This is a genomic window from Delftia sp. WSY_10, from assembly GCF_043104705.1.
Classification (GTDB): Bacteria; Pseudomonadota; Gammaproteobacteria; order Burkholderiales; family Burkholderiaceae_C; genus Comamonas; species Comamonas tsuruhatensis.
This window is the reverse complement of record NZ_JBICKY010000035.1, coordinates 116,980-135,809: the sequence shown is the minus strand read 5'-3', so window position 1 is coordinate 135,809 and position 18,830 is coordinate 116,980. Positions and strand designations below refer to the sequence as shown.

Annotated in this window: 16 protein-coding genes; 10 read left to right on the top strand and 6 right to left on the bottom strand. The window is 66.8% G+C overall.

Annotated elements, in window-relative coordinates; all coding sequences use genetic code 11:
- Nucleotides 1-18: 18 nt before the first annotated feature.
- Nucleotides 19-1,443 carry a dihydrolipoyl dehydrogenase gene (locus ACF8ML_RS16340; protein ID WP_392407418.1) on the bottom strand — a complete coding sequence of 475 codons (1,425 nt, stop codon included), beginning with the start codon at nt 1,441-1,443 and terminating at the stop codon, nt 19-21.
- 248 nt (nt 1,444-1,691) lie between these two features.
- Complete coding sequence (locus ACF8ML_RS16335; RefSeq protein ID WP_392407417.1) at nt 1,692-2,186, bottom strand: hypothetical protein; 495 nt, start codon at nt 2,184-2,186, stop codon at nt 1,692-1,694.
- A 294-nt stretch (nt 2,187-2,480) separates the two neighbouring features.
- Here ACF8ML_RS16335 and ACF8ML_RS16330 point away from each other — a divergent pair, with 294 nt between their 5' ends.
- Nucleotides 2,481-3,695, top strand: coding sequence for an HAF repeat-containing protein (locus ACF8ML_RS16330; RefSeq protein ID WP_392407415.1), 1,215 nt, complete (start codon nt 2,481-2,483; stop codon nt 3,693-3,695).
- Between the two features lie 38 nt (nt 3,696-3,733).
- Nucleotides 3,734-3,931, top strand: a complete 198-nt coding sequence (locus ACF8ML_RS16325) for a hypothetical protein (RefSeq protein WP_133073094.1) — start codon at nt 3,734-3,736, stop codon at nt 3,929-3,931.
- Between the two features lie 140 nt (nt 3,932-4,071).
- Here ACF8ML_RS16325 and ACF8ML_RS16320 read toward each other — a convergent pair whose 3' ends face one another.
- On the bottom strand, nt 4,072-4,974 hold the full coding sequence (locus ACF8ML_RS16320) for a LysR family transcriptional regulator (protein WP_392407413.1): 903 nt from the start codon (nt 4,972-4,974) through the stop codon (nt 4,072-4,074).
- 134 nt (nt 4,975-5,108) lie between these two features.
- Here ACF8ML_RS16320 and ACF8ML_RS16315 point away from each other — a divergent pair, with 134 nt between their 5' ends.
- Together ACF8ML_RS16315 and ACF8ML_RS16310 are read left to right on the top strand one after the other, a co-directional pair.
- Nucleotides 5,109-6,092 (top strand): tripartite tricarboxylate transporter substrate binding protein, encoded by a 984-nt coding sequence (locus ACF8ML_RS16315; protein WP_047327354.1) that lies wholly within the window; start codon nt 5,109-5,111, stop codon nt 6,090-6,092.
- A 10-nt stretch (nt 6,093-6,102) separates the two neighbouring features.
- Entirely contained in the window at nt 6,103-7,281 is a 1,179-nt protein-coding gene (locus ACF8ML_RS16310; protein ID WP_209669037.1) for a M20 aminoacylase family protein, read from the top strand.
- A gap of 21 nt (nt 7,282-7,302) precedes the next feature.
- On the opposite strand, the gene ACF8ML_RS16305 is transcribed toward ACF8ML_RS16310, so the two are convergent.
- A complete protein-coding gene (locus tag ACF8ML_RS16305) occupies nt 7,303-7,902 on the bottom strand; it encodes a YigZ family protein (protein ID WP_016451681.1) in 600 nt (199 codons plus the stop codon).
- Nucleotides 7,903-8,098: 196 nt separating this feature from the next.
- On the opposite strand from ACF8ML_RS16305, the gene ACF8ML_RS16300 reads away from it, so the two are divergent.
- The 6 genes from ACF8ML_RS16300 (at nt 8,099) to ACF8ML_RS16275 (ending at nt 15,026) form a co-directional block, all read left to right on the top strand.
- A complete protein-coding gene (locus tag ACF8ML_RS16300) occupies nt 8,099-8,269 on the top strand; it encodes a hypothetical protein (RefSeq protein ID WP_016447134.1) in 171 nt (56 codons plus the stop codon).
- Between the two features lie 181 nt (nt 8,270-8,450).
- Complete coding sequence (locus ACF8ML_RS16295) at nt 8,451-9,317, top strand: helix-turn-helix transcriptional regulator (protein WP_047472808.1); 867 nt, start codon at nt 8,451-8,453, stop codon at nt 9,315-9,317.
- Nucleotides 9,318-9,432: 115 nt separating this feature from the next.
- Nucleotides 9,433-11,169 carry an FAD-dependent monooxygenase gene (locus tag ACF8ML_RS16290; protein WP_392407412.1) on the top strand — a complete coding sequence of 579 codons (1,737 nt, stop codon included), beginning with the start codon at nt 9,433-9,435 and terminating at the stop codon, nt 11,167-11,169.
- A complete protein-coding gene (locus ACF8ML_RS16285; RefSeq protein WP_016447131.1) occupies nt 11,166-11,369 on the top strand; it encodes a hypothetical protein in 204 nt (67 codons plus the stop codon). Before ACF8ML_RS16290 ends, ACF8ML_RS16285 begins: the two co-directional genes overlap by 4 nt.
- 108 nt (nt 11,370-11,477) lie before the next feature.
- Nucleotides 11,478-12,470, top strand: coding sequence for an AraC family transcriptional regulator (locus ACF8ML_RS16280; protein ID WP_392407411.1), 993 nt, complete (start codon nt 11,478-11,480; stop codon nt 12,468-12,470).
- A 75-nt stretch (nt 12,471-12,545) separates the two neighbouring features.
- On the top strand, nt 12,546-15,026 hold the full coding sequence (locus tag ACF8ML_RS16275; protein WP_392407410.1) for a YgiQ family radical SAM protein: 2,481 nt from the start codon (nt 12,546-12,548) through the stop codon (nt 15,024-15,026).
- Between the two features lie 6 nt (nt 15,027-15,032).
- Here the strand turns inward: ACF8ML_RS16275 and ACF8ML_RS16270 are convergent, their stop codons facing one another.
- Nucleotides 15,033-17,495, bottom strand: coding sequence for an EAL domain-containing protein (locus ACF8ML_RS16270; RefSeq protein ID WP_017403936.1), 2,463 nt, complete (start codon nt 17,493-17,495; stop codon nt 15,033-15,035).
- 331 nt (nt 17,496-17,826) lie between these two features.
- Entirely contained in the window at nt 17,827-18,780 is a 954-nt protein-coding gene (locus ACF8ML_RS16265) for a CoA transferase (RefSeq protein WP_392407409.1), read from the bottom strand.
- Nucleotides 18,781-18,830 lie beyond the last annotated feature (50 nt).

Here is an 18,830-nt window from a genome sequence, read left to right as displayed (position 1 = left end):
GCCCTGGGCCGCGCGCGATCAATCGTCCATGGGCAAAGAATCGCAGTTGCCCAGGTCGGAGGGCGGCTGCTGGGGCAGCTGGCGCACCGCGTCGCGCAGGGCGGTGCGCAGGCCCTCTTCCAGCACGGGGTGATAGATGGGCGCACGCAGCAACTCATGCACGGTCAGTTGCTGCTGCACGGCCAGGGCCAGCAGATGGGCCAGATGCTCGCCGGCCGGCGCGCACATTTCCGCGCCCAGCAGCCGGCCGCTGGCCGGGTCCGCATAGACGTGAAGCAGGCCCGCGTTGTGCTGCGCAGCGCGCGCACGCCCCTGGTGCGCGAAATCCACGCGGCCCACCACGAAGTCCTGCCCCAGCAGCGCCTTCATGGGCTGGCCCACGACGGCCGCGTTGGGCGAGCTGAAGACGATGGACAGCGGCGTGCGCCGCTCGAAGCAGGCCACGTTCTCTGCCATGGCGTTGGTGCCCGCGATATGGCCTTCGTCCACGGCCTCATGCAACAAGGGGCGGTCGCCATTGGCATCGCCCGCGAGGAACAGCGGCAGCTCGCCGACCTGCAGTGTCTCGCGGCTCACGGGCGGCTGGCCGTGTTCGTCCAGCTCAAGTCCCAGCGTCTCCAGCCCCAGGCCTTCCAGCTGCGGGCGTCGGCCCATGGCGGCCACCACGTGGTCCACGACGATGCGGGCATCGCCTGCGCGCACGACGATGGTGTTGTCAGGACCTTTGCTCAATTGCGCCGCGTGGTCGGTGATCACCGTCATCTCTTTCTCAAGCAGATGCCGCAATGCGTCGGTGACATTCGGGTCGGACAGGCCGGCAAGCTTCGGGCCGCGTCCCAGTGCGGTGACTTCCAGTCCCAGCCGCGCCAGCGCCTGTGCAATCTCCACGCCCAGCGGACCCAGGCCGACGACGGCCACGCGCGGGCCCAGCGTCTTGCGTTCGAACAAGGTGTCGGTGGTCAGGATGCGCTTGCCAAAGCGCTTCCATTCCTCCGGCACCACGGGGCTGGAGCCCGGAGCGAGGATGAGCTTGCGCGCAGCCAGCACCTTGCCATTGACCTCGATCCGATTGGCCGCCAGCAGCCTGGCACGCCCGTCGATGGCCCGCCAGCCCAGGCCCTCCGTGGCCTTGATCGTGCTTGCCACGAACTCGTCGCGCAGCTTGCGCACGCGGCGCAAAACGGCGGGCAGGTCCAGCTGCAGCCCGCTCGCGCCGCGTATGCCGAAGGCATCGAAGTGATGGCGTGCATGGAAGGCGTTGGCCGCCTCGATCAGGAGCTTGGACGGCATGCATCCCACCCGCGCACAGGTCGTCCCCCAGGGCCCGTCGTTGACGATGGCGAAATGCTCCGTGTGCTTGCGCACCTCGCGCAATGCCGACAGTCCGGCCGATCCGGCACCGACGATGATCACGTCGAGGGCGGTGGTGGGTGGGTTTTTCATGCTGTCTGATTCCTTTGACTGTGGCACCAGGTCCCGTGGAGGTCTCCGCTGCCGGTGGATGTGCCGAAAGGTGTGCCGACGGGAGTGCTGACTGAAGTGCCGACTGAAGTGCCGACAGATGGTCGAGATGACTGCCTCGCCTGCCATGGGACATGCGTGCCAGTCTGCATGCTGGCGCTCGCGGCAGTCGTAGGCGAAGGGCCGAAACCGCTGCTGGACATTCAGGCTCGGCCCGTGCCGCGCAGGGGCTAGCCGGATGCCCAGTGTTGCCATGCCGCGTCCGTGCGGCTGCCTGATGCGCCGAAATCCGCTTCCCGCGCAAAGCGCCTGAGGGATGTCTCGGTAACCCTCAAATGGCTGACACGGCACAAGCGGCTTTGTGCCGTCTGCAGCCAGCGGCGCAGGGACCAATCAAGCTGCGCCACCACCCCGCCGTGCACCTGTGCGCTGTGCAGGCGCAGGCGGCCATCGAGGATGAAGGCCTTCACCGTCCGGGCGGACAACTGCAGGGCCTCGCAGACCTGCCGCAGCCCGACGCCCTCGCGGACCCGGGTGCTCAGGCCGCGCCTGTGCATCTGGCAGCGAACGGCGCGCTCGCTGCGGTCCAGCCGGCGGCAGATCACCTGCACGGGCAGGACGCCAGCCCATCGTTCGAGTGCCAGCAGTTCTGCCGGACTCCAGCGGCGGCGAATTGCGCCATTCGGCCATGCGCTGTCGGATGTCAGGCAGTGTTTGATTGCCATGGAAAGCTCCCATTCATATGGCGCTGCGCTGTGGCATGGCCTGAATCCCGGATGCCGATGAGACAATTATTGATGGGGGATTCTTTTGCAAGCTTTTGATTTTGTTGATTGTTTTTGTTGTTTTGATTGCTGCTCGGATGGACGGCTCCATACCGCGATGCCTATCGTGGGGCCGGGACGCGGATCACGGAAATAGCGTCTGCACCGGCGCGCATATGCCAAGCCCCATGCGGATTTCCTGTTCGGCGCCCGATTTCCATGAACGACTTCTTTGCTTTTTCAGGAGAACCCTTCATGCGCCTTCAGCCAAAGCATTTGAATTTTTCCGTTGCGTGCCTTGCGTTGCTGGCACTGCCGGCCGCGCAGGCGCTGCCCATGCAGGACGTGGGCACGTCGGCAGGCCCGCAATGCGTGGGCCTGGACATCAACAACAGCGGCCATGTCGTGGGCGCCTGTGCAGAGAGCGACGGCTCGTCCGCAGGCTTCGTGTCGCTGGCGCCGGGCAGTGCGGCAGACCTTGTGCGCCTGTCGCCGGGGCGCAACTGCAACGCGGCGGCCATCACCAATAGCGGCCAGGTGGTGGGCAGCTGCCTGGACGGCAATTCGGTGTCCGTGGGCGTGTTCTGGAATGCGGCCACGCCGGCCACGGTGCAGACACTGCAGCCGCTGACGCTCGATGTGCGCAGCATGCCCACGGCATTCAACCAGGGCGGCTATGTGGCAGGCGTCAGCCTGAGCGGCAGCAACACGGCCCGCCCTGTCATGTGGCGCAACAATGAAACCACGGCACGCGCGCTGCCGGCGGGCCTGCTGGGCCTGAACAGCACCAACTGCGTGCCGTCCGATGTCGACAATTTCGTGGTGGGCGGCAACATGCCGGGCATCGTGGGCAACTGTCCCGACAACAGCGGGCATCCGCGTCCTGTCTATTGGTCTGCCGCAGTTCTGGGCGGCTATATGGCCACGGCCCTGAACCTGCCTCTCAATGCCGTCTTCTGCCGCGCAAAGACCGTCGTCAATACCCGCATCATGGGCTACTGCGATTTTGGTGCCCAAGGTGGACGCACCGTCGTCTGGCTCAACTCGTCCTCCAGTCCGCAGGTGCTGTCCATATCGTCCCCGCCCGCGCGAAACAGCGGCGTCGATCTCAACATCCTCGGCGAGGTGATTGGGCACTACCAGTTGGCATACGGGCGCAGCATGCCCTATTACTGGAACAGCCAGACCGGTGTCATCCGCGATATTCCTCCGCTGCCTGGCGGCATGAATGCACGTGTGGTGGATATCGGTGACAACGGAACGGTGGCGGGCCACAGCGAACTGGCCGACGGAAGTTCGCACGCCATCACCTGGACCCCCTTGGGCGGCACGGTGGACCAGGGAACCCTCGCAGGCGGCGAGAACAGTGCGGCCTCGGCACTGAGCCAGGATGGCTGCTATATGACAGGCAAAAGCGAAGTCACGCAGCTTGCGACGCACGCTTTCATACAGAACCTGTGTGCGCCATGAAAGCCTGAAATCATTTCAAATCCAAAAAAGGTGATTTTATGAAAAAGCGATATGCAAGATTTACAGCGGCAGTGTCAGTTGCCATTGCGGCTTTTTGGTCATGTGGAGTCCAAGCAAATAGTATAGGGATGTGGTCATTGGAAAATCCAATTTACTCTTTTGGTGGATATTCTTCATTGGTTGGAATGGGTAAAGATGTCCAGCAAAAACTGATCGATGATCATTTTCTGTTTTGAGCACAACTGCCTTCGTTTCAAGCCGATTTCGCATATCCCTGGTGGCCGACCCAAGACTGCCGCTGAAGCGCTACCTGTGGTCCTTGTCGGCCCTTGCAGAGGCCTCAGCCTGGCCGGGCAGGGCAGGGCAGAGGCCTTGCCTATGCGACGGCTGGAGGGCCATCGCACATCAAATCGACCATCAGCCCTCGCAGGATTGCCAGCGTCGGCGCCTCGCTGCGCTGACGCAGCGTGACCAGCCCGAAGCGGGCGGTGCTGCGCATGGGCGGGTCCATGGGCAATTCGGCCAGGTCCGGGGCGACGGCGCGCACGGCCAGCAGCACGGTGTCGCTGTTGCGCGCAACGTCCACGAGGCTGGGCAGCTCCTCGCACTGCAGTGTGACGAACCGCGTCGGGTGGGCCGTGGCGCCATAGGTCTCCACCAGCAGCCAGGCCACCTGGTCGCTCAATGGGGTGGAGGCGACGGGGTAGCGCTGCACATCCTCGAAGCGCAGATCCCGCTGCAGGCGGGCCAGTGGATGGTCGGTGCGGCACATGAAGGCGGCGCGCATTTCGTGCACGACGTCCAGCGCAAGGTCGGGTGCGGGCCGCAGCGCGCGCAGGTCCACGACCAGGGCGTCGAGCAGGCGCTCGCGTAGCGAGTGCACCAGCAGATCGGTGCTGCCGCGCGCCACCTCGGTTCGCACGCCGGGATGGTGCACGGTCATGTGCTGCAGGAACGGCGTCATCAATATTGCGCCGGGGCCCGATCCCAGGCCCACACGCACGGTGCCGGCCGCACCCTCGCGCAATTGGCGCCCCCTGTCACGCAGCTCGTCGGCCTCGGCCACCAGGGCGCGCGCCCGTCCCAGCATCTCGCGGCCGAAGGCTGTGAGTTCGCTGTGGCGGCCGATGCGGTCGAACAAGGGTATGCCCAGCTCCTGCTCCAGCGCGCGCACGCTGCGGCTGAGGGCCGGCTGTGTCAGATGCATGGCCTCGGCCGAGCGGCTGAAGGAGCCGGTCTGCGCCACCGATATGAGATGCCTGAGCTGCACCAGCGTCATGATTTTTCGCGCCCTGAAGTCTGCATGAAACTCATGCTAATGCAGCCAACAATGCATTGGACGTTCGATGACCCGGCTCCTAGGATGCCGCGTATCCGGCCGACCGAGCCGGAGCCATCCACCAAGGAGACATGATGAGATTTTTGTTCCAGCGCGTTTGGCTGACGGGCGCCGGCCTGTTGCTGAGCGCGGCCCTGGCCTGTGCGCAGAGCCCGTCCTCCAGGCCCGTGAGCCTGATGGTTCCCTATCCGGCCGGCGGCCCTTCGGACGCCATTGCCCGCATCTTCAGCGTGCCGCTGTCCAAGGCGCTGGGCCAGCAGGTCATCGTGGAGAACCTGGGCGGCGTGAGCGGCGCCATGGCCGCGCAGAAAGTGCTGGCCGCTCCGCCTGACGGGCACTACGTCTTCCAGGGCTCGCCCAACGAGGTGATCCTGTCGCCGCTGGCCAATGCCGCCGTGCGGCTCAAGGCCGAGGATTTCCGCCTGGTCCATCCCGTGGCCGAGGCCGTGATGGTCTTCGTCGCTCGCAAGGACCTGGAGGCCGGCAACGTGGATGAGCTGATCGCGCTGGCCCGCAAAAGCGCCAGCCGGCCGCTGTCGTACGGCAGTGTCGGCATTGGCTCGCTCTACCACCTGATCCTGGAGAAGGTGCAGCAGGACGCCGGCATACAACTCATGCATGCGCCCTACAAGGGCAATGCGCCGCTGCTGCAGGACATAGGCAGCGGGCAGGTCGATTTCGCTGTGCTCGTCTACAGCGCTGCCATGGGCGCGCTGGCCGAGCAGGGCCGGCTCAAGATCCTGGGCCAGCTGGGGGAGCAGCGATCGGAGCTGCTCAAGAATGTGCCCACGGTGCGTGAGGGCCGGGAGCTGAAAAACTTCGCCTACAAGACTTGGACCAGCTTCCTGGTGCGCAAGGACACGCCGCAGGAGGTGGTGAAAAGGCTGCACCAGGCGATAGGCGCCATGCTCAAGGACCCGGGCGTGCGCGAGCAACTGGCCCTGCAGACCCAACTGGCCGCGGCGCCCATGTCGCTGGCCGAAGCGGCGCAGTTCTATGAGGCCGAGACGGCCCGCTACCGCAGCATTGCCCGCTCCATCCGCCTGCAACCCCAGTGAGACGCCGCACATGAACACCCTTCTGGACACTTTGCGCGGCTCGGCCGCAGCCTTCGTCGAGCTGCGCCGCGACATCCACAGGCACCCCGAGCTCGGCTTCGAGGAACATCGCACCAGCGCCCTGGTCGCGCAGCAACTGGAGCAATGGGGATACGAGGTGGAACGCGGCCTGGGCGGCACGGGCGTGGTGGGGCGGCTGGTGCGCGGCAGCGGCAGCCGGCGTCTGGGTCTGCGCGCCGACATGGATGCGCTGCCCATCACCGAGGCCAATGCCTTCGCCCACGCCAGCACGCATGACGGCGTGATGCATGCCTGCGGGCATGACGGCCATACCGCCATGCTGCTGGCGGCGGCCCGGCATCTGGCCGAGCACGGCGGCTTCGACGGAACGCTCACGCTGATCTTCCAGCCTGCGGAGGAGGGCGGCGGCGGGGCCTTGCGCATGATGGAAGACGGGCTGTTCGAGCGCCACCCCTGCGACGCCATCTTTGCCATGCACAACATGCCGGGCATGCCCCAAGGGAGGCTGGCGCTGCGCGAGGGCGCAGCCATGGCGTCTTCCGACTACGCCACGCTCACGCTCACCGGGGTGGGCGGGCATGGTGCCATGCCGCACCGCGCGGCCGACCCCATCGTTGCGGCCGCCAGCATCGTCATGGCCTTGCAGACCATCGTCTCGCGCAACATCGATCCGCTGCAGATGGCGGTGGTGACCGTGGGCGCCATCCATGCGGGCAAGGCCAACAACGTGATCGCCCACAGCGCGGTGCTGGAGTTGAGCGTGCGTGCGCTGGATGCCGATGTGCGCAGGCTGCTGGAGCAGCGCATTCGCGACCTGGTGAGTGCGCAGGCCGAGAGCTTCGGCGTGCAGGCGCAACTCGACTGGCGACCCGGCTATGCCGTGCTGGTCAACACGCCCAAGGAGACGGACTTCGCGCGCCAGATCGCGCTGGAGCTGCTGGGCCCGGAACATGTCACGCTGCAGGCGCCACCCTTGCCGGGCAGCGAAGACTTTGCCTTCATGCTGCAGCGCGTGCCAGGCAGCTATCTGCTGATTGGCAATGGCGAGGGAAGCGAGCAAGGCGCCTGCATGGTGCACAACCCGGGCTATGACTTCAACGACGACAACATCGCCGTGGGAGCCGCCTATTGGGTGCTGCTGGCGCAGCGGTTTCTGGTGGCCGGTTGAACTGCTTGAGCCCGGCGCATCTCATTCGCTGGGGTGGACTTCCAGCCAGCCCACGCGTCCTTGACCGCTCTCGTTGAGGCGGCTCACAAAGCCTTCAGCCTGCGACTGCGGCAGGCGCAGATCGAACTGCACCAGCGATCCATGCTCGACCTGGAGCAATTCGGCGCCTGCCGCCTCGATCTCGCGCCGCACCAGGCCTTCGAGCGCATAAGGGACACTGCAGCGCAGCAATTGCATGCGCTGCAGCGTCACCTTTTCGGCGGTCAGCAAGGCCTGGGCCACGGCATCGGTGTAGGCACGGACCAGGCCGCCGGCGCCCAGCTTGACGCCGCCGAAGTAGCGCACCACGGTGGCCAGCACGCCTTCCAGGTCCTGGTGGCGCAGCACGTCCAGCATGGGGCGGCCTGCCGTGCCGCTGGGCTCGCCGTCATCGACGGCTGCCGACTGACCGCCTGCCAGCAGCGCCCAGCAGACATGGGCGGCGCCGGGGTGCTCGCGCCATAGCGCATCGACCACCGCCTGGGCGCTGGCGCGGTCGGCCATGGGCTGCACGCAGCCGATGAAACGGCTTTTCTTGATGAGGAGTTCGCTGTGCGCAGGCGCGCGGAGTGTCTGTGGCATGGAGGGCGGCAAGCTTACCCGATTGCCCCTGGCTCGGTGTTTGGCGCATGGATTTATTACGCCTTTATTACGAAGCGCTACACATTTGTGAGCATGCGTACCTTGTGTCATTTCAGCTTCAGAGGGTTGCATCCAGGTTTGTCCTACAGAAATCGTGAAAGATTCGCAGTAAGCTTTCTGTCAAGGAGGCGCAACCATGAACACCCCACCTTCCCGCGATCCCGTTCTCACCGAACACACCTTTGGCCGCGATCATTTCAGTCCTCCGCCCATGGCGTTGGAGCAGGCAGGCCAGGACCATGAAGCCGCCGGTGGCGGCCTTCCTCTGGACCTGGACCAGCGCATTCGCAACGTAGGCGAATGGTGATGGCTGCAGCCGTGCAGCCAAGGGCCATCCGGCCAGGTTGAGCGGCTCCAACGACCGTCGACAGGAACGCAGCAGGCAATGGCCTCGCTGCGCTGGATTTATCATTCCAACATCTTCACCCAGGCCGGCTGCGCAATGCACCGGCCTTTTTGCATTCCTGCCACAGCCTGTTCCCGCACCCATGAGCAATGACACCGTCCGCAGCCATTGGCTGCTGGCACCTGCCTGCGCCAGCGATGCCAGCCTGCCTGTGCCGCTGGGCGATGTGACGGCGCTGCTGGAGCAGGTGGGCCGCTCCAGCGCCAGCAGCGACGAGGTGGCCGGGCAACTGCTGCACCTGCTGGGCCGGCATGTGCCGTTGGCGCAGTGCACGATCTTTTCGTTCCAGGGGCGATCTCGGCCGCGCATCGTGGGGTTCGGGGACCGGGCACGCACAGGCGCACTGCCTTTGATTTCCCAGGATTACAGCGAGCGCTTCTATCCACTGGACGGCGCGCAGCGCGTGATGCAGGCCGAGCTGGCGCGGCAGCAGCGCAATCCCCAGGCGCCAGCGCGCGTCTGGCTCCATCGCCAGAAGCCTTCGGACGTGAGCCATCCCGAGTACCGCCGTGTCTGCTATGACCTGCCCCGCCTGGTGGAGCGGCTTTCGCTGCTGACCCTGCAGACCGGCGCACGCTGGCTGGCGGTGAATCTGTACCGGGGTGAGGAGCACGGCGGCTTTGACCCGCAGTCCATTGCACGCATCGAGGCTTTTGCTCCGCTGGTCATGCAGGCCATGCGCCTGCATTACGCGGGCCAGGCCCTGCAGGACGATCTGGCGGGCCTGGTGCTGGCGCGCCTGGCGCGGCGCTTTGCGCATCTCACGCAACGCGATATGGACGTGGTGCGCTGCGTGGTCGAGGGGCTGGACACCGAGCGGCTGGCGCAGCGCCTGGGCATCACGGTGGCCAGTGCCCGGACCTATCTCAAGCGCGTCTGCGGCAAGCTGGGCGTGCAGGGGCAGCGCGAGCTGTTTGCCTTGCTGATGGAGCCCGAGGCGCTGTCCTGAGCCTGGGGGCTGAAGGGTCCTGTCTGTCCCCATCCGGGGACATTGCCGGAGCGGGGGCTGCCTACACTGCGGCCTCACAAAGACGCAAGACGCAAGACGCAAGACGGAGACATCCATGCACCAGCCCCATGCCCAGCCGCGGCATTCCATCTACTACCGGTACCGGGTGCACCAGCCCTGGCTGCCTTCGCAGCATCCAGGGGTGCAGCGCCATCCTGTCGTCATCGTCGGCACGGGCCCTGTGGGGCTGACCACGGCGCTGGAGCTGGCGCGCCACGGCCAGCGCTGCGTGCTGCTGGAGTCCGAACTGCAGGTGTCCGAAGGCAGCCGCGCCATCGTCTTCACGCGCCGCTCCATGGAGATCCTGCAGCAGGTGGGCGTGGCCGAGCGGGTCATGGCGAACGCCTTGCCCTGGCGCTGTGGCAACTCGTTCTACCGGGGGCAGCGCGTGTTCCGCATGGAGGCGCCGCACAGCGATGACGATCGCTTCCATCCCATGACCAATCTGCAGCAGCAGTACCTGGAGGAATACCTGGTCGATGCGGTGCTGGCCCATCCGCTGATCGAACTGCGCTGGGGCAACCGCGTGGACCGGGTGGAGCAGGTCGGCAGCGACGCCGCCGCAAAGGCGCGGCTGGAAGTGGACACGCCGCAAGGCCCGTATGCGATGGAGGCCGACTGGCTGGTCGCCGCCGATGGCGCCCGCTCCGGCATACGCACGGCCATGGGCCTGGTGATGGAGGGGGCGTCGTACGAGGGCCGCTTCGTGATCGCCGACATCCGCATCGACCTGCCACTGCCCACGGAGCGCCTGGCCTTCTTCGACCCGGTCTGGAACCCCGGCAACACCATCCTGATGCACCGCGAGCCGCATGGCATCTGGCGCGTGGACTACCAACTGCCTGCGGGCGAGGACGCGCAGCAGGCGCTGCAGCCCGAATCGCTCAAGGCGCGCATCGACGCGCAGCTGGAGATGATCGGCTTCGGCGGCACGCCCTGGGAAATGGACTGGAGTTCGGTCTACTCCGCCCGCGCGCTGACCTTGCCGGACTATGTGCACGGCCGCGTGATCTTCGCGGGCGATGCGGCCCACATGCTGCCCATCTTCGGCGTGCGCGGTGCCAACACGGGTTTTCAGGATGCCCAGGCCCTGGCCTGGCGGCTGGCCCTGGTGGCGCGCGGCGTGGCGCCGGTGAGGCTGCTGGACAGCTACAGCGGCGAGCGCGTGGGCGCGGCGCGCGAGATTGTCGAAGAGGCCGGCAAGAGCACGCGCTTCATGGCGCCGCCCTCGCGCGGCTTCCGGCTGGTGCGCGATGCCGTGCTGTCGCTGTCGCTCACCCAGGAATTCGTGCGGCCGCTGTACCACTGGCGCACCTCCCGGCCGCACGAATACGCGCACTCGCCGCTCAACAGCGCGGATGACGACAACCACCTGTTTGAAGCCGGCCCTGGCCATGGCGCACCGCCGCTGAACCTGCGCCTGGGGCCCGATGACTATCTGCTGGACCACCTGGGCGGTGGATTCGACCTGCTGTATTTCACCGATGGCACGCCCGTGCCTGCCCAGTGGTGCGAAGTTGCCAGGATGGCGCGCGGCCGTGGCGTGGGCCTGCGCATCGTGGCCATCTCCAGCCAGGCGGCCGCGCAGCCGGTCCAGGGTGCCGATCTGACCCTGGCCGATGCAGATGGCCGCTGCCGTGCACGCCATGGCGTGCCGGCAGGGCACCCGCCCGGCGCCGCCTATCTGCTGCGGCCCGATCAGCATGTCTGCGCGCGCTGGCTGGCGCTGGATGCCCGGCGCCTGCAATCGGCCATCGACAACGCCACCTGCACGCAAGGAGTTCCGGCATGAGCCAAGAACAGACATCACCCCACACCCTCGATATCGCCGGCCTGGAAACTGTCTACGACCAGCTGGCCACAGCCATCGACACGGCGGGCCCGCAGCGGTCTGAGCTGTTCCTGGTCAAGCTGGCGCTGCTGGCGGCCGAACGGCTGGGCAGCGCGTCCGTGTTCTCGGAGCTGGTGCAGGCGGCGCAGCAGGATCTCTAGTGCGTAGTCGCGCTCCAGGGAAAACCGCTATCGCTGTCGGGGTGCCGACGGGCCGTGGCATGGCCGGCACTGGCTAACATCGGCCCGAAAACAAGGGTCCCGCGAGCCATGGATGTACTCAGTGAAGTTCTCGATATTTGCCGCTCGGAGCGCGCCGTCACGGCGCGCTTTGCGCTGACGGCGCCGTGGAGCCTGAAGTCCACGGGCGTCACCGGCGCCATGATCCGCATGGCGCGCGGCGCGCCTTACTGGATCCAGGTGGAGGGCATGCCGGCGCTGCGGGTCGACCCCGGCGATCTGGTCATGCTGCCCATGGGCGCCGCGCATGTGGTGGCGTCCGACATGGACGTTGCCAGCGAGCTGTTCTCGCGCATGATCGCCCGCCACGCCGAAGGACCGCGGGACGAGAATCCCCTGGTCTTCAGCCATGGCGGCGGCGGCGAGGCCACGGACATGTTTTCGGCCCTGTTGTGGTTTTCCGCCTACTGCCGTCATTCGGTATTCCGCATCCTGCCGCCGCTGATCCACATCCGGGCAAGCGACCTGCCGCTGGCCGACTGCCTGGCCACCACCATGGAGTCGCTCACGCTGGAGACGCTGGCGCGGCGCCCGGGCTGGCGCCTGTCGGCCGCGCGCATGGGCGAACTGCTGCTGGTCAACATCCTGCGCGAGCACCTGGCGCGCGAGGCCGCCGTGGGTGAAGGCTGGCTGCGGGGCCTGGGCGATGCCTGTGTTGCGCGTGCCCTGGTGTGCATGCACCGCGAACCGCAGCGGGCCTGGAGCGTGGAGACACTGGCCATCGAGGCCGGCATGTCGCGCACCCGCTTCAGCATGCGTTTCAAGGAGCTGGTGGGTGCCACGCCCATCGGCTACCTGACGGCGCACCGCATGGCGCTGGCGGCCCAGCAGATGGAGGCCGGCGGGCTGTCATCGGCCCGCATCGCCGAGAACGCGGGCTACGACTCGCCGAAGGTGTTTGCGCGGGCATTTCGCCGTTGGTCAGGGCACACGCCCAAGGCCTGGCTGGCGCAGGAGGTCGCAAAGAGGTCGGGCTGGCAGCAGCAGGAAGGCCGTATCAGGGGGCTGGAGCAAGACCCTTGACCAGCAGGGTTGAGTGCCGAAACGTACACTGGCCGGTTCCTTCCGCACAGGCTCCCAGAAGCCGAACCGCCCATCATGAACGCCCCCGTTGACGTTTCCTTCTTCCATCGCGCCGCCAAGCCGCTGACCAGCTATCGTCCTTACTGGGCCAAGCGCTTCGGCACGGCCCCGTTCCTGCCGATGAGCCGGGCCGAGATGGAACAGCTTGGCTGGGACAGCTGCGACGTGATCCTGGTGACGGGCGACGCCTATGTGGATCACCCCAGCTTCGGCATGTCGGTGATCGGCCGGGTGCTGGAGGCACAGGGCTTTCGCGTGGGCATCATTGCCCAGCCTGACTGGCAAAGCGCCGAGGCCTTCAAGGCCCTGGGCCGGCCCAACCTGTTCTGGGGCGTGACGGCGGGCAACATGGATTCCATGATCAACCGCTACACGGCCGATCGCAAGATCCGCTCCGACGATGCCTATACGCCGGGCGACGTGGGCGGCAAGCGCCCGGACCGCGCGGCCATCGTCTACAGCCAGCGCTGCCGCGAGGCCTACAAGGACGTGCCCATCGTGCTGGGCGGCATCGAGGGCAGCCTGCGCCGCATCGCCCATTACGACTACTGGAGTGACAAGGTGCGCCGCTCCATCGTCGTGGACAGCAAGTGCGACATCCTGCTGTACGGCAACGCCGAACGCGCCCTGGTCGAGGTGGCCCACCGCCTGGCTGCGCGTGAGCCCGTGGAAAGCATTACCGACGTGCGCGGCACGGCCTTCTTCCGCCGTGAGTCGGAGGCGGGCTGGTTCGAGCTGGATTCCTCCGTGGTGGACGAGCCCGGCGTGGTCGAGCCCCACATCAACCCCTACATGACCACCAGCGAGCAGGCCGAGGCCCAGGGCCAGACCTGCTCCAAGGAAGAGGGTGATGCCGACGCGAAGCCGGACGGCGCCTCGGTCGCCGCCGTTCAGACCATCCAGTTCGTGCCCAACCCGTCGCTGCGCGGCAAGGGCAAGCAGCCGCCGCGCGACAAGACCGTGCTGCGCCTGCCCAGCTACGAGCAGGTCAAGGCCGATCCCATCCTCTACGCCCACGCCAACCGCGTGCTGCACCTGGAGACCAATCCCGGCAACGCCCGCGCCCTGGTCCAGGCCCACGGCGAAGGCGTGACCGCGCGCGATGTGTGGCTGAACCCGCCCCCCATCCCGCTGACCACGGCCGAGATGGACTGGGTCTTTGGCCTGCCGTATGCGCGAAGCCCCCATCCCAGCTATGCCGACGCCAACGGCAGCCATGAGGGCGAGACCAAGATCCCGGCCTGGGAGATGATCCGCACCTCGGTCAACATCATGCGCGGCTGCTTCGGCGGCTGCACCTTCTGCTCCATCACCGAGCATGAAGGCCGCATCATCCAGAGCCGCTCCGAGGAGTCCATCATCCAGGAGGTCGAGGACATCCGCGACAAGGTCAAGGGCTTCACCGGCACCATCTCCGACCTGGGCGGCCCCACGGCCAACATGTACCGCCTGGGCTGCAAGAGCCCCGAGATCGAGGCCGCCTGCCGCAAGCCCAGCTGCGTGTTCCCCGGCATCTGCCAGAACCTGCACACCGACCATGCCCCGCTGGTCAAGATCTACCGCCGCGCGCGCAATCTGCCGGGCATCAAGAAGATCCTGATCGGCTCGGGCCTGCGCTACGACCTGGCCGTGAAGTCGCCCGAGTACGTCAAGGAACTGGTGCAGCACCATGTGGGCGGCTACCTGAAGATCGCGCCCGAGCACACCGAATCCGGGCCGCTGACCAAGATGATGAAGCCGGGCATAGGCAGCTATGACCGCTTCAAGCAGATGTTCGAGCAGTTCAGCGAGGAAGCGGGCAAGAAGCAGTACCTGATTCCCTACTTCATCGCCGCCCACCCGGGCACCAGCGACGAGGACATGATGAACCTCGCCATCTGGCTGAAGAAGAACGGATTTCGCGCCGACCAGGTGCAGACCTTCTACCCCAGCCCCATGGCCACGGCCACGGCCATGTACCACTCGGGTCGCAACACCCTCACCAAGGTGCGTCGCCAGATGCGCGACGTGAACGAGGAGTCGGTGGACATCGTGCGCGGTGAAAAGCGCCGCCGCCTGCACAAGGCCTTCCTGCGCTACCACGACCCCAACAACTGGCCGCTGCTGCGCGAGGCCTTGAAGGCCATGGGCCGTGCCGACCTCATCGGCAACGGCAAGCAGCACCTGATCCCCACCTTCCAGCCCCTGGTCGATGGCGGCTACCAGAGCGCGCGCCGCAAGAACAGCACCCAGGGAACGGGCGTGGCCGCGCGTGCCGTGGTCTCCCAGCAGGGCAAGGCCTATGCCCTCAACAAGGCCGGTGGCAAGAGTGCGGGGCCGGGCAAGGCACAGGCCCGGGACCCCGGAGGCGACGTGCGCTTGCGCTCCAGCCAGCCCAAGCCCGGCCGCATGCTGACCCAGCACACGGGCCTGCCACCGCGCCCTGGCGTGGGCGGCTCCGCAGGCGCTGCCGGGGCCGGCCGCAAGGCCGCGCCGGGCGGACGCAAGCCGCGCTGACGCGCCTCAGCCGACTGCCGGCGCCAGCGTGCCCTGCCATTCGCGGCGGGCGGCCTGGGCACCGCTTTCGAAGTACTGCGTGTCCAGCGGCACGGGCCGCGCCAGGGCAAAGCCCTGTGCGTAGTCCACGCCCACGGCCTGCAGGGCCTGGGCGATCTCCCGGCTTTCCACATACTCGGCCACCGTGCGCTTGCCCAGGATATGGCCTATGCGGTTGATCATCTCCACCATGGCGTGGTTGCTGGGGTCCTGCAGCATGTCGCGCACGAAGCCGCCGTCGATCTTCAGATAGTCCACGGGCAACTGCTTCAGATAGGTCAGCGAGGACATGCCCACGCCGAAGTCGTCCAGCGCAAAACGGCAGCCCAGCGTGCGCAGGGCCTGGATCAGCCGGGTGGCGCTGGACAGACTGGCGATGGCGCTGGTCTCGGTGATCTCGAAGCACAGCAGCTGCGGCGCTATGCCGTGCGTGCTCAGCTGCGCTTGCACAAAGTCCAGCAGCCCGTCGTCGTCGAGGCTGGGGCCTGACAGATTGATGGCGCAGGTGTCGATATGGCGCAGCGCGGCCGGATGCTCGGCCAGCGTGGCCAGCGTTCTGGCGATCACCCAGCGGTCGACGGTGGGCATGATGCCGTAGCGCTCTGCCGCGGGTATGAACGCGGCTGGCGAGATGATCTGGCCCTGCTCGTCGCGCAACCGCAGCAGCACCTCGAAATGCAGGCCGCGCTGGCCATCGGGCTGCAGTGGTGCAATGCTTTGTGCGTACAGGCAAAAGCGCTCCTGCTCCAGCGCCGTGCGTATGCGCGTGACCCATTCCATCTCGCTGACGTGGCGGGTGTATTCGCCGTCGTCGCTGCGGTAGACATAGATGCGGTTGCGGCCGCGCTCCTTGGCGCGGTAGCAGGCCATGTCGGCCATGCGCAGCAGGTCCTGGGCCGACTGGACCTCGCCGCCGATGTGGACCAGTCCAATGCTCAGTCCTGTGCGCAGCACCTGCTTGCCCCAGTGCACGTGCAGGGCTTCGGCAGCCTGGCGCAGCTTTTCGGCAATGCGCAGCGCGGGCTCGGGCGGACAGTTCTCCAGAAGAACGCCGAATTCGTCGCCGCCCAGGCGTGCCAGGGTGTCTGTCTCGCGCAGGTTGTGCAGCAGCAGACGGCTGACCTCGCACAGCATTTCATCGCCCGCCGGATGGCCGCAGGTCTCGTTGATGAGCTTGAACTGGTCCAGATCCATGTACAGCAGGGCTGCGGGCCGCAGCCTGTGCTGGCCCTGGTTGAGCAGGCGCTGCAGGCGGCGCTCGAATTCCACGCGGTTCTCCAGCCCGGTCAGGCCGTCATGGCTGGCATGCCAGGAAAGCTGGTCCAGATACTGCTGCTCACGCGAGACATCCCTGAGCACGATCACCGCACCTGCCGGGCGCTCCCCGCCGCCGCTGATGGCCGAGCCCATGAGCTTGACCGGCACGATGCTGCGGTCATGGCGCCGCAGCCACCGCGTGTGCTCTTCGCGCAATTGCCGACCCGACAGCAGATGGGTCAGCAGGCTTTCCGCCGTCTGGGTGGTGTCGATGCTGTTGAAATGCAGGCCCTTGGCCAGGTGCCGTCCCTTGAGTTGCTGCTCGCTGCTGCCCAGCAGGCCCAGCGCGGCAGGGTTGGCATAGTCCACCACGCCCTGGGCGTCCGTGGTGATCACGGCATCGCCCAGCGATGCCAGCGTGGTCTGGGCCCTTTCCTTTTCGGTCAGCAGGTCGTTTTGCACCTGCTGGCGCTGCTGCAGCATGCGCCGCGTATGCCAGAGCGCCACCAGGATCAGCGCCACGCCCAGCATCAGGTGAATGCACTGCAGCCACATCACCATCTGCCGGGAGCTGCGGCCCAGCGAGGCGCTGAACTGCTGGGTGGCGGGTGTGACGCCGGCGTTGATCTGCTCGATCTCGCGCTTCCAGGTGATGACGTCCTCGGCGCTCACGCTTCCCACGGTGTGGCGCTGCTCTATCTCCTGCGCCAGCCGGTCGAGCTGCTGCAGGTACTGGTCGCCCTGCTTCCAGTAACGATAGGGCTCCTCCAGCAGTTCGACATGGCGAAAAGTCTGCATCAGCCAGATCAGCGCGTCGGCATCGTCCGGGTGGTTGCCTCCCAGCAGAATGCCGGCGCGCGCGTCCTTGACCCTGGCCGGCACATCGTCCAGCGCCATGCGGGCCTGCCAGTCGCCTGCAGGAACGATCATGGCCTGCTCGAAGCGCGCCAGGTCGCGCGCCGAGCCGCTGTCCACATAGCGGCTCAGGGCGTAGATGGCATCCTTCTGTGCCTTGGACCACAGGCTTTCTCCGGCCACGAAGGCGCGCACCGCAGACACAAGGTAGAGGCTGCCGCTGGCCATGACCACCAGCACCACGACCACCAGCACCAGGGGCCAGATGCGCTGCACCAGCTGCAGTACCGGCACATGGGCTGGGGGCTGGCTTTGCATAGGCGGTGGACGGAAGGGGGACCCAGCGGCGGCCTTAGGCGCTGGCGCCGATGCGCTGCAGGCCAGGCGCTGAGTGGCTAGGTGGCTGACGCATCCCGGATAGCGGGGCGGTCGATGGATGTTCTCGAACCATGGGGCTGCCTCCAGATGAGCCGATTATGGGTGTTTCCAGATGTGTTCGGGTTGTCTGGTTGTATGCGCAGCTCTGATTTAAGAGGAGCAGGCTATCGCGGTAAAGAGGGTCGTCGGCAGCAGCATGTTCATACTCGGCGGGCAGCCGCGACCCAGGCGGCTTGTAGGCCGTGCGCAGATGCTGCCTTTCGGCATTCGCCTACAAGCGGCGCGAGACCGCTGGCTGAGCGGCAAGCGGATGCAGGGGCAGGTCGTGGCGCTCGGCCAAGTCTGCCAGTTCGGCGCAGGACAGGGCAGCCAGGAAGGCTTCCAGGGCCGCATGCGTGGCCGGGTTGCGCATGCAGGCGATGCTGCCATCGCCCGGCACCGATGCTGCTGCGCACAGGCGTGCCGCGAAATGCGGCTCCAGTGCCGCCACGGCCACCGAACCGTCGGCGCAGGCATAGACGCGATAGCCTGCGTGTGCTCCGCCCACATCTCCGTCGGGCCGGGTCAGGCCCCAGTGCCAGGGCAGGGCCAGCCATTGCGCGGCCTGTGCCAGTCCTGTTTCCTGCAGGTTGCCGTGGCCGCTGCGCTGGCGCAGCAGCCAGGCCTTGAGCACGGCCTCGCTGGCCATCAGCGCGCCAGCCATGTCGGCAAACAGGCTGGGTGGCATGGCGCCGCCCTGTACCAGCCCCGCCTCGGCCTGATAGGTCAGGTCATGGCCCGGCACATCGGCCAGGGCTCCCGCGCTGCCGACGATGCGCACCAGCGACAGCTGCGGATGGCGCTGCTGCAGCGACGCCCAGTCCAGCCCCAGCTTGGCCAGCGCGGCGGGGCGGAACGAGGTCAGCAGGATGTCGGCGCTGTCCAGCGCCTTGTGCAGCGCGGCCTGTCCGTCCTCGGTCTTGAGCTGTGCCTGCCAGACTGCGATGCCCTGGTGCATGTCGGAATAGGCCTGCGGGCTGTAGAGCGCCATCGGGTCCGCGCCGGCAGGCCGTGGCTGCGCAGAGGGCGGCTCCAGCTTGCTGCACTGCGCGCCCATGGCCGCGCAGCGCATCAGGGCGGCGGGACCCGGCAGGTTCAGTGCCAGGCTCAGAATGCGTACGCCGGACAGGGGCAGCCCGTCTGCAGGCGAGGAGGTGAAGGGAGTGAGGCAGGCGTGATCTGGCATGGGAATGGAGCGTCTCGTTCTTCATTCGATGTTTCGGCTGCCCGCATGAT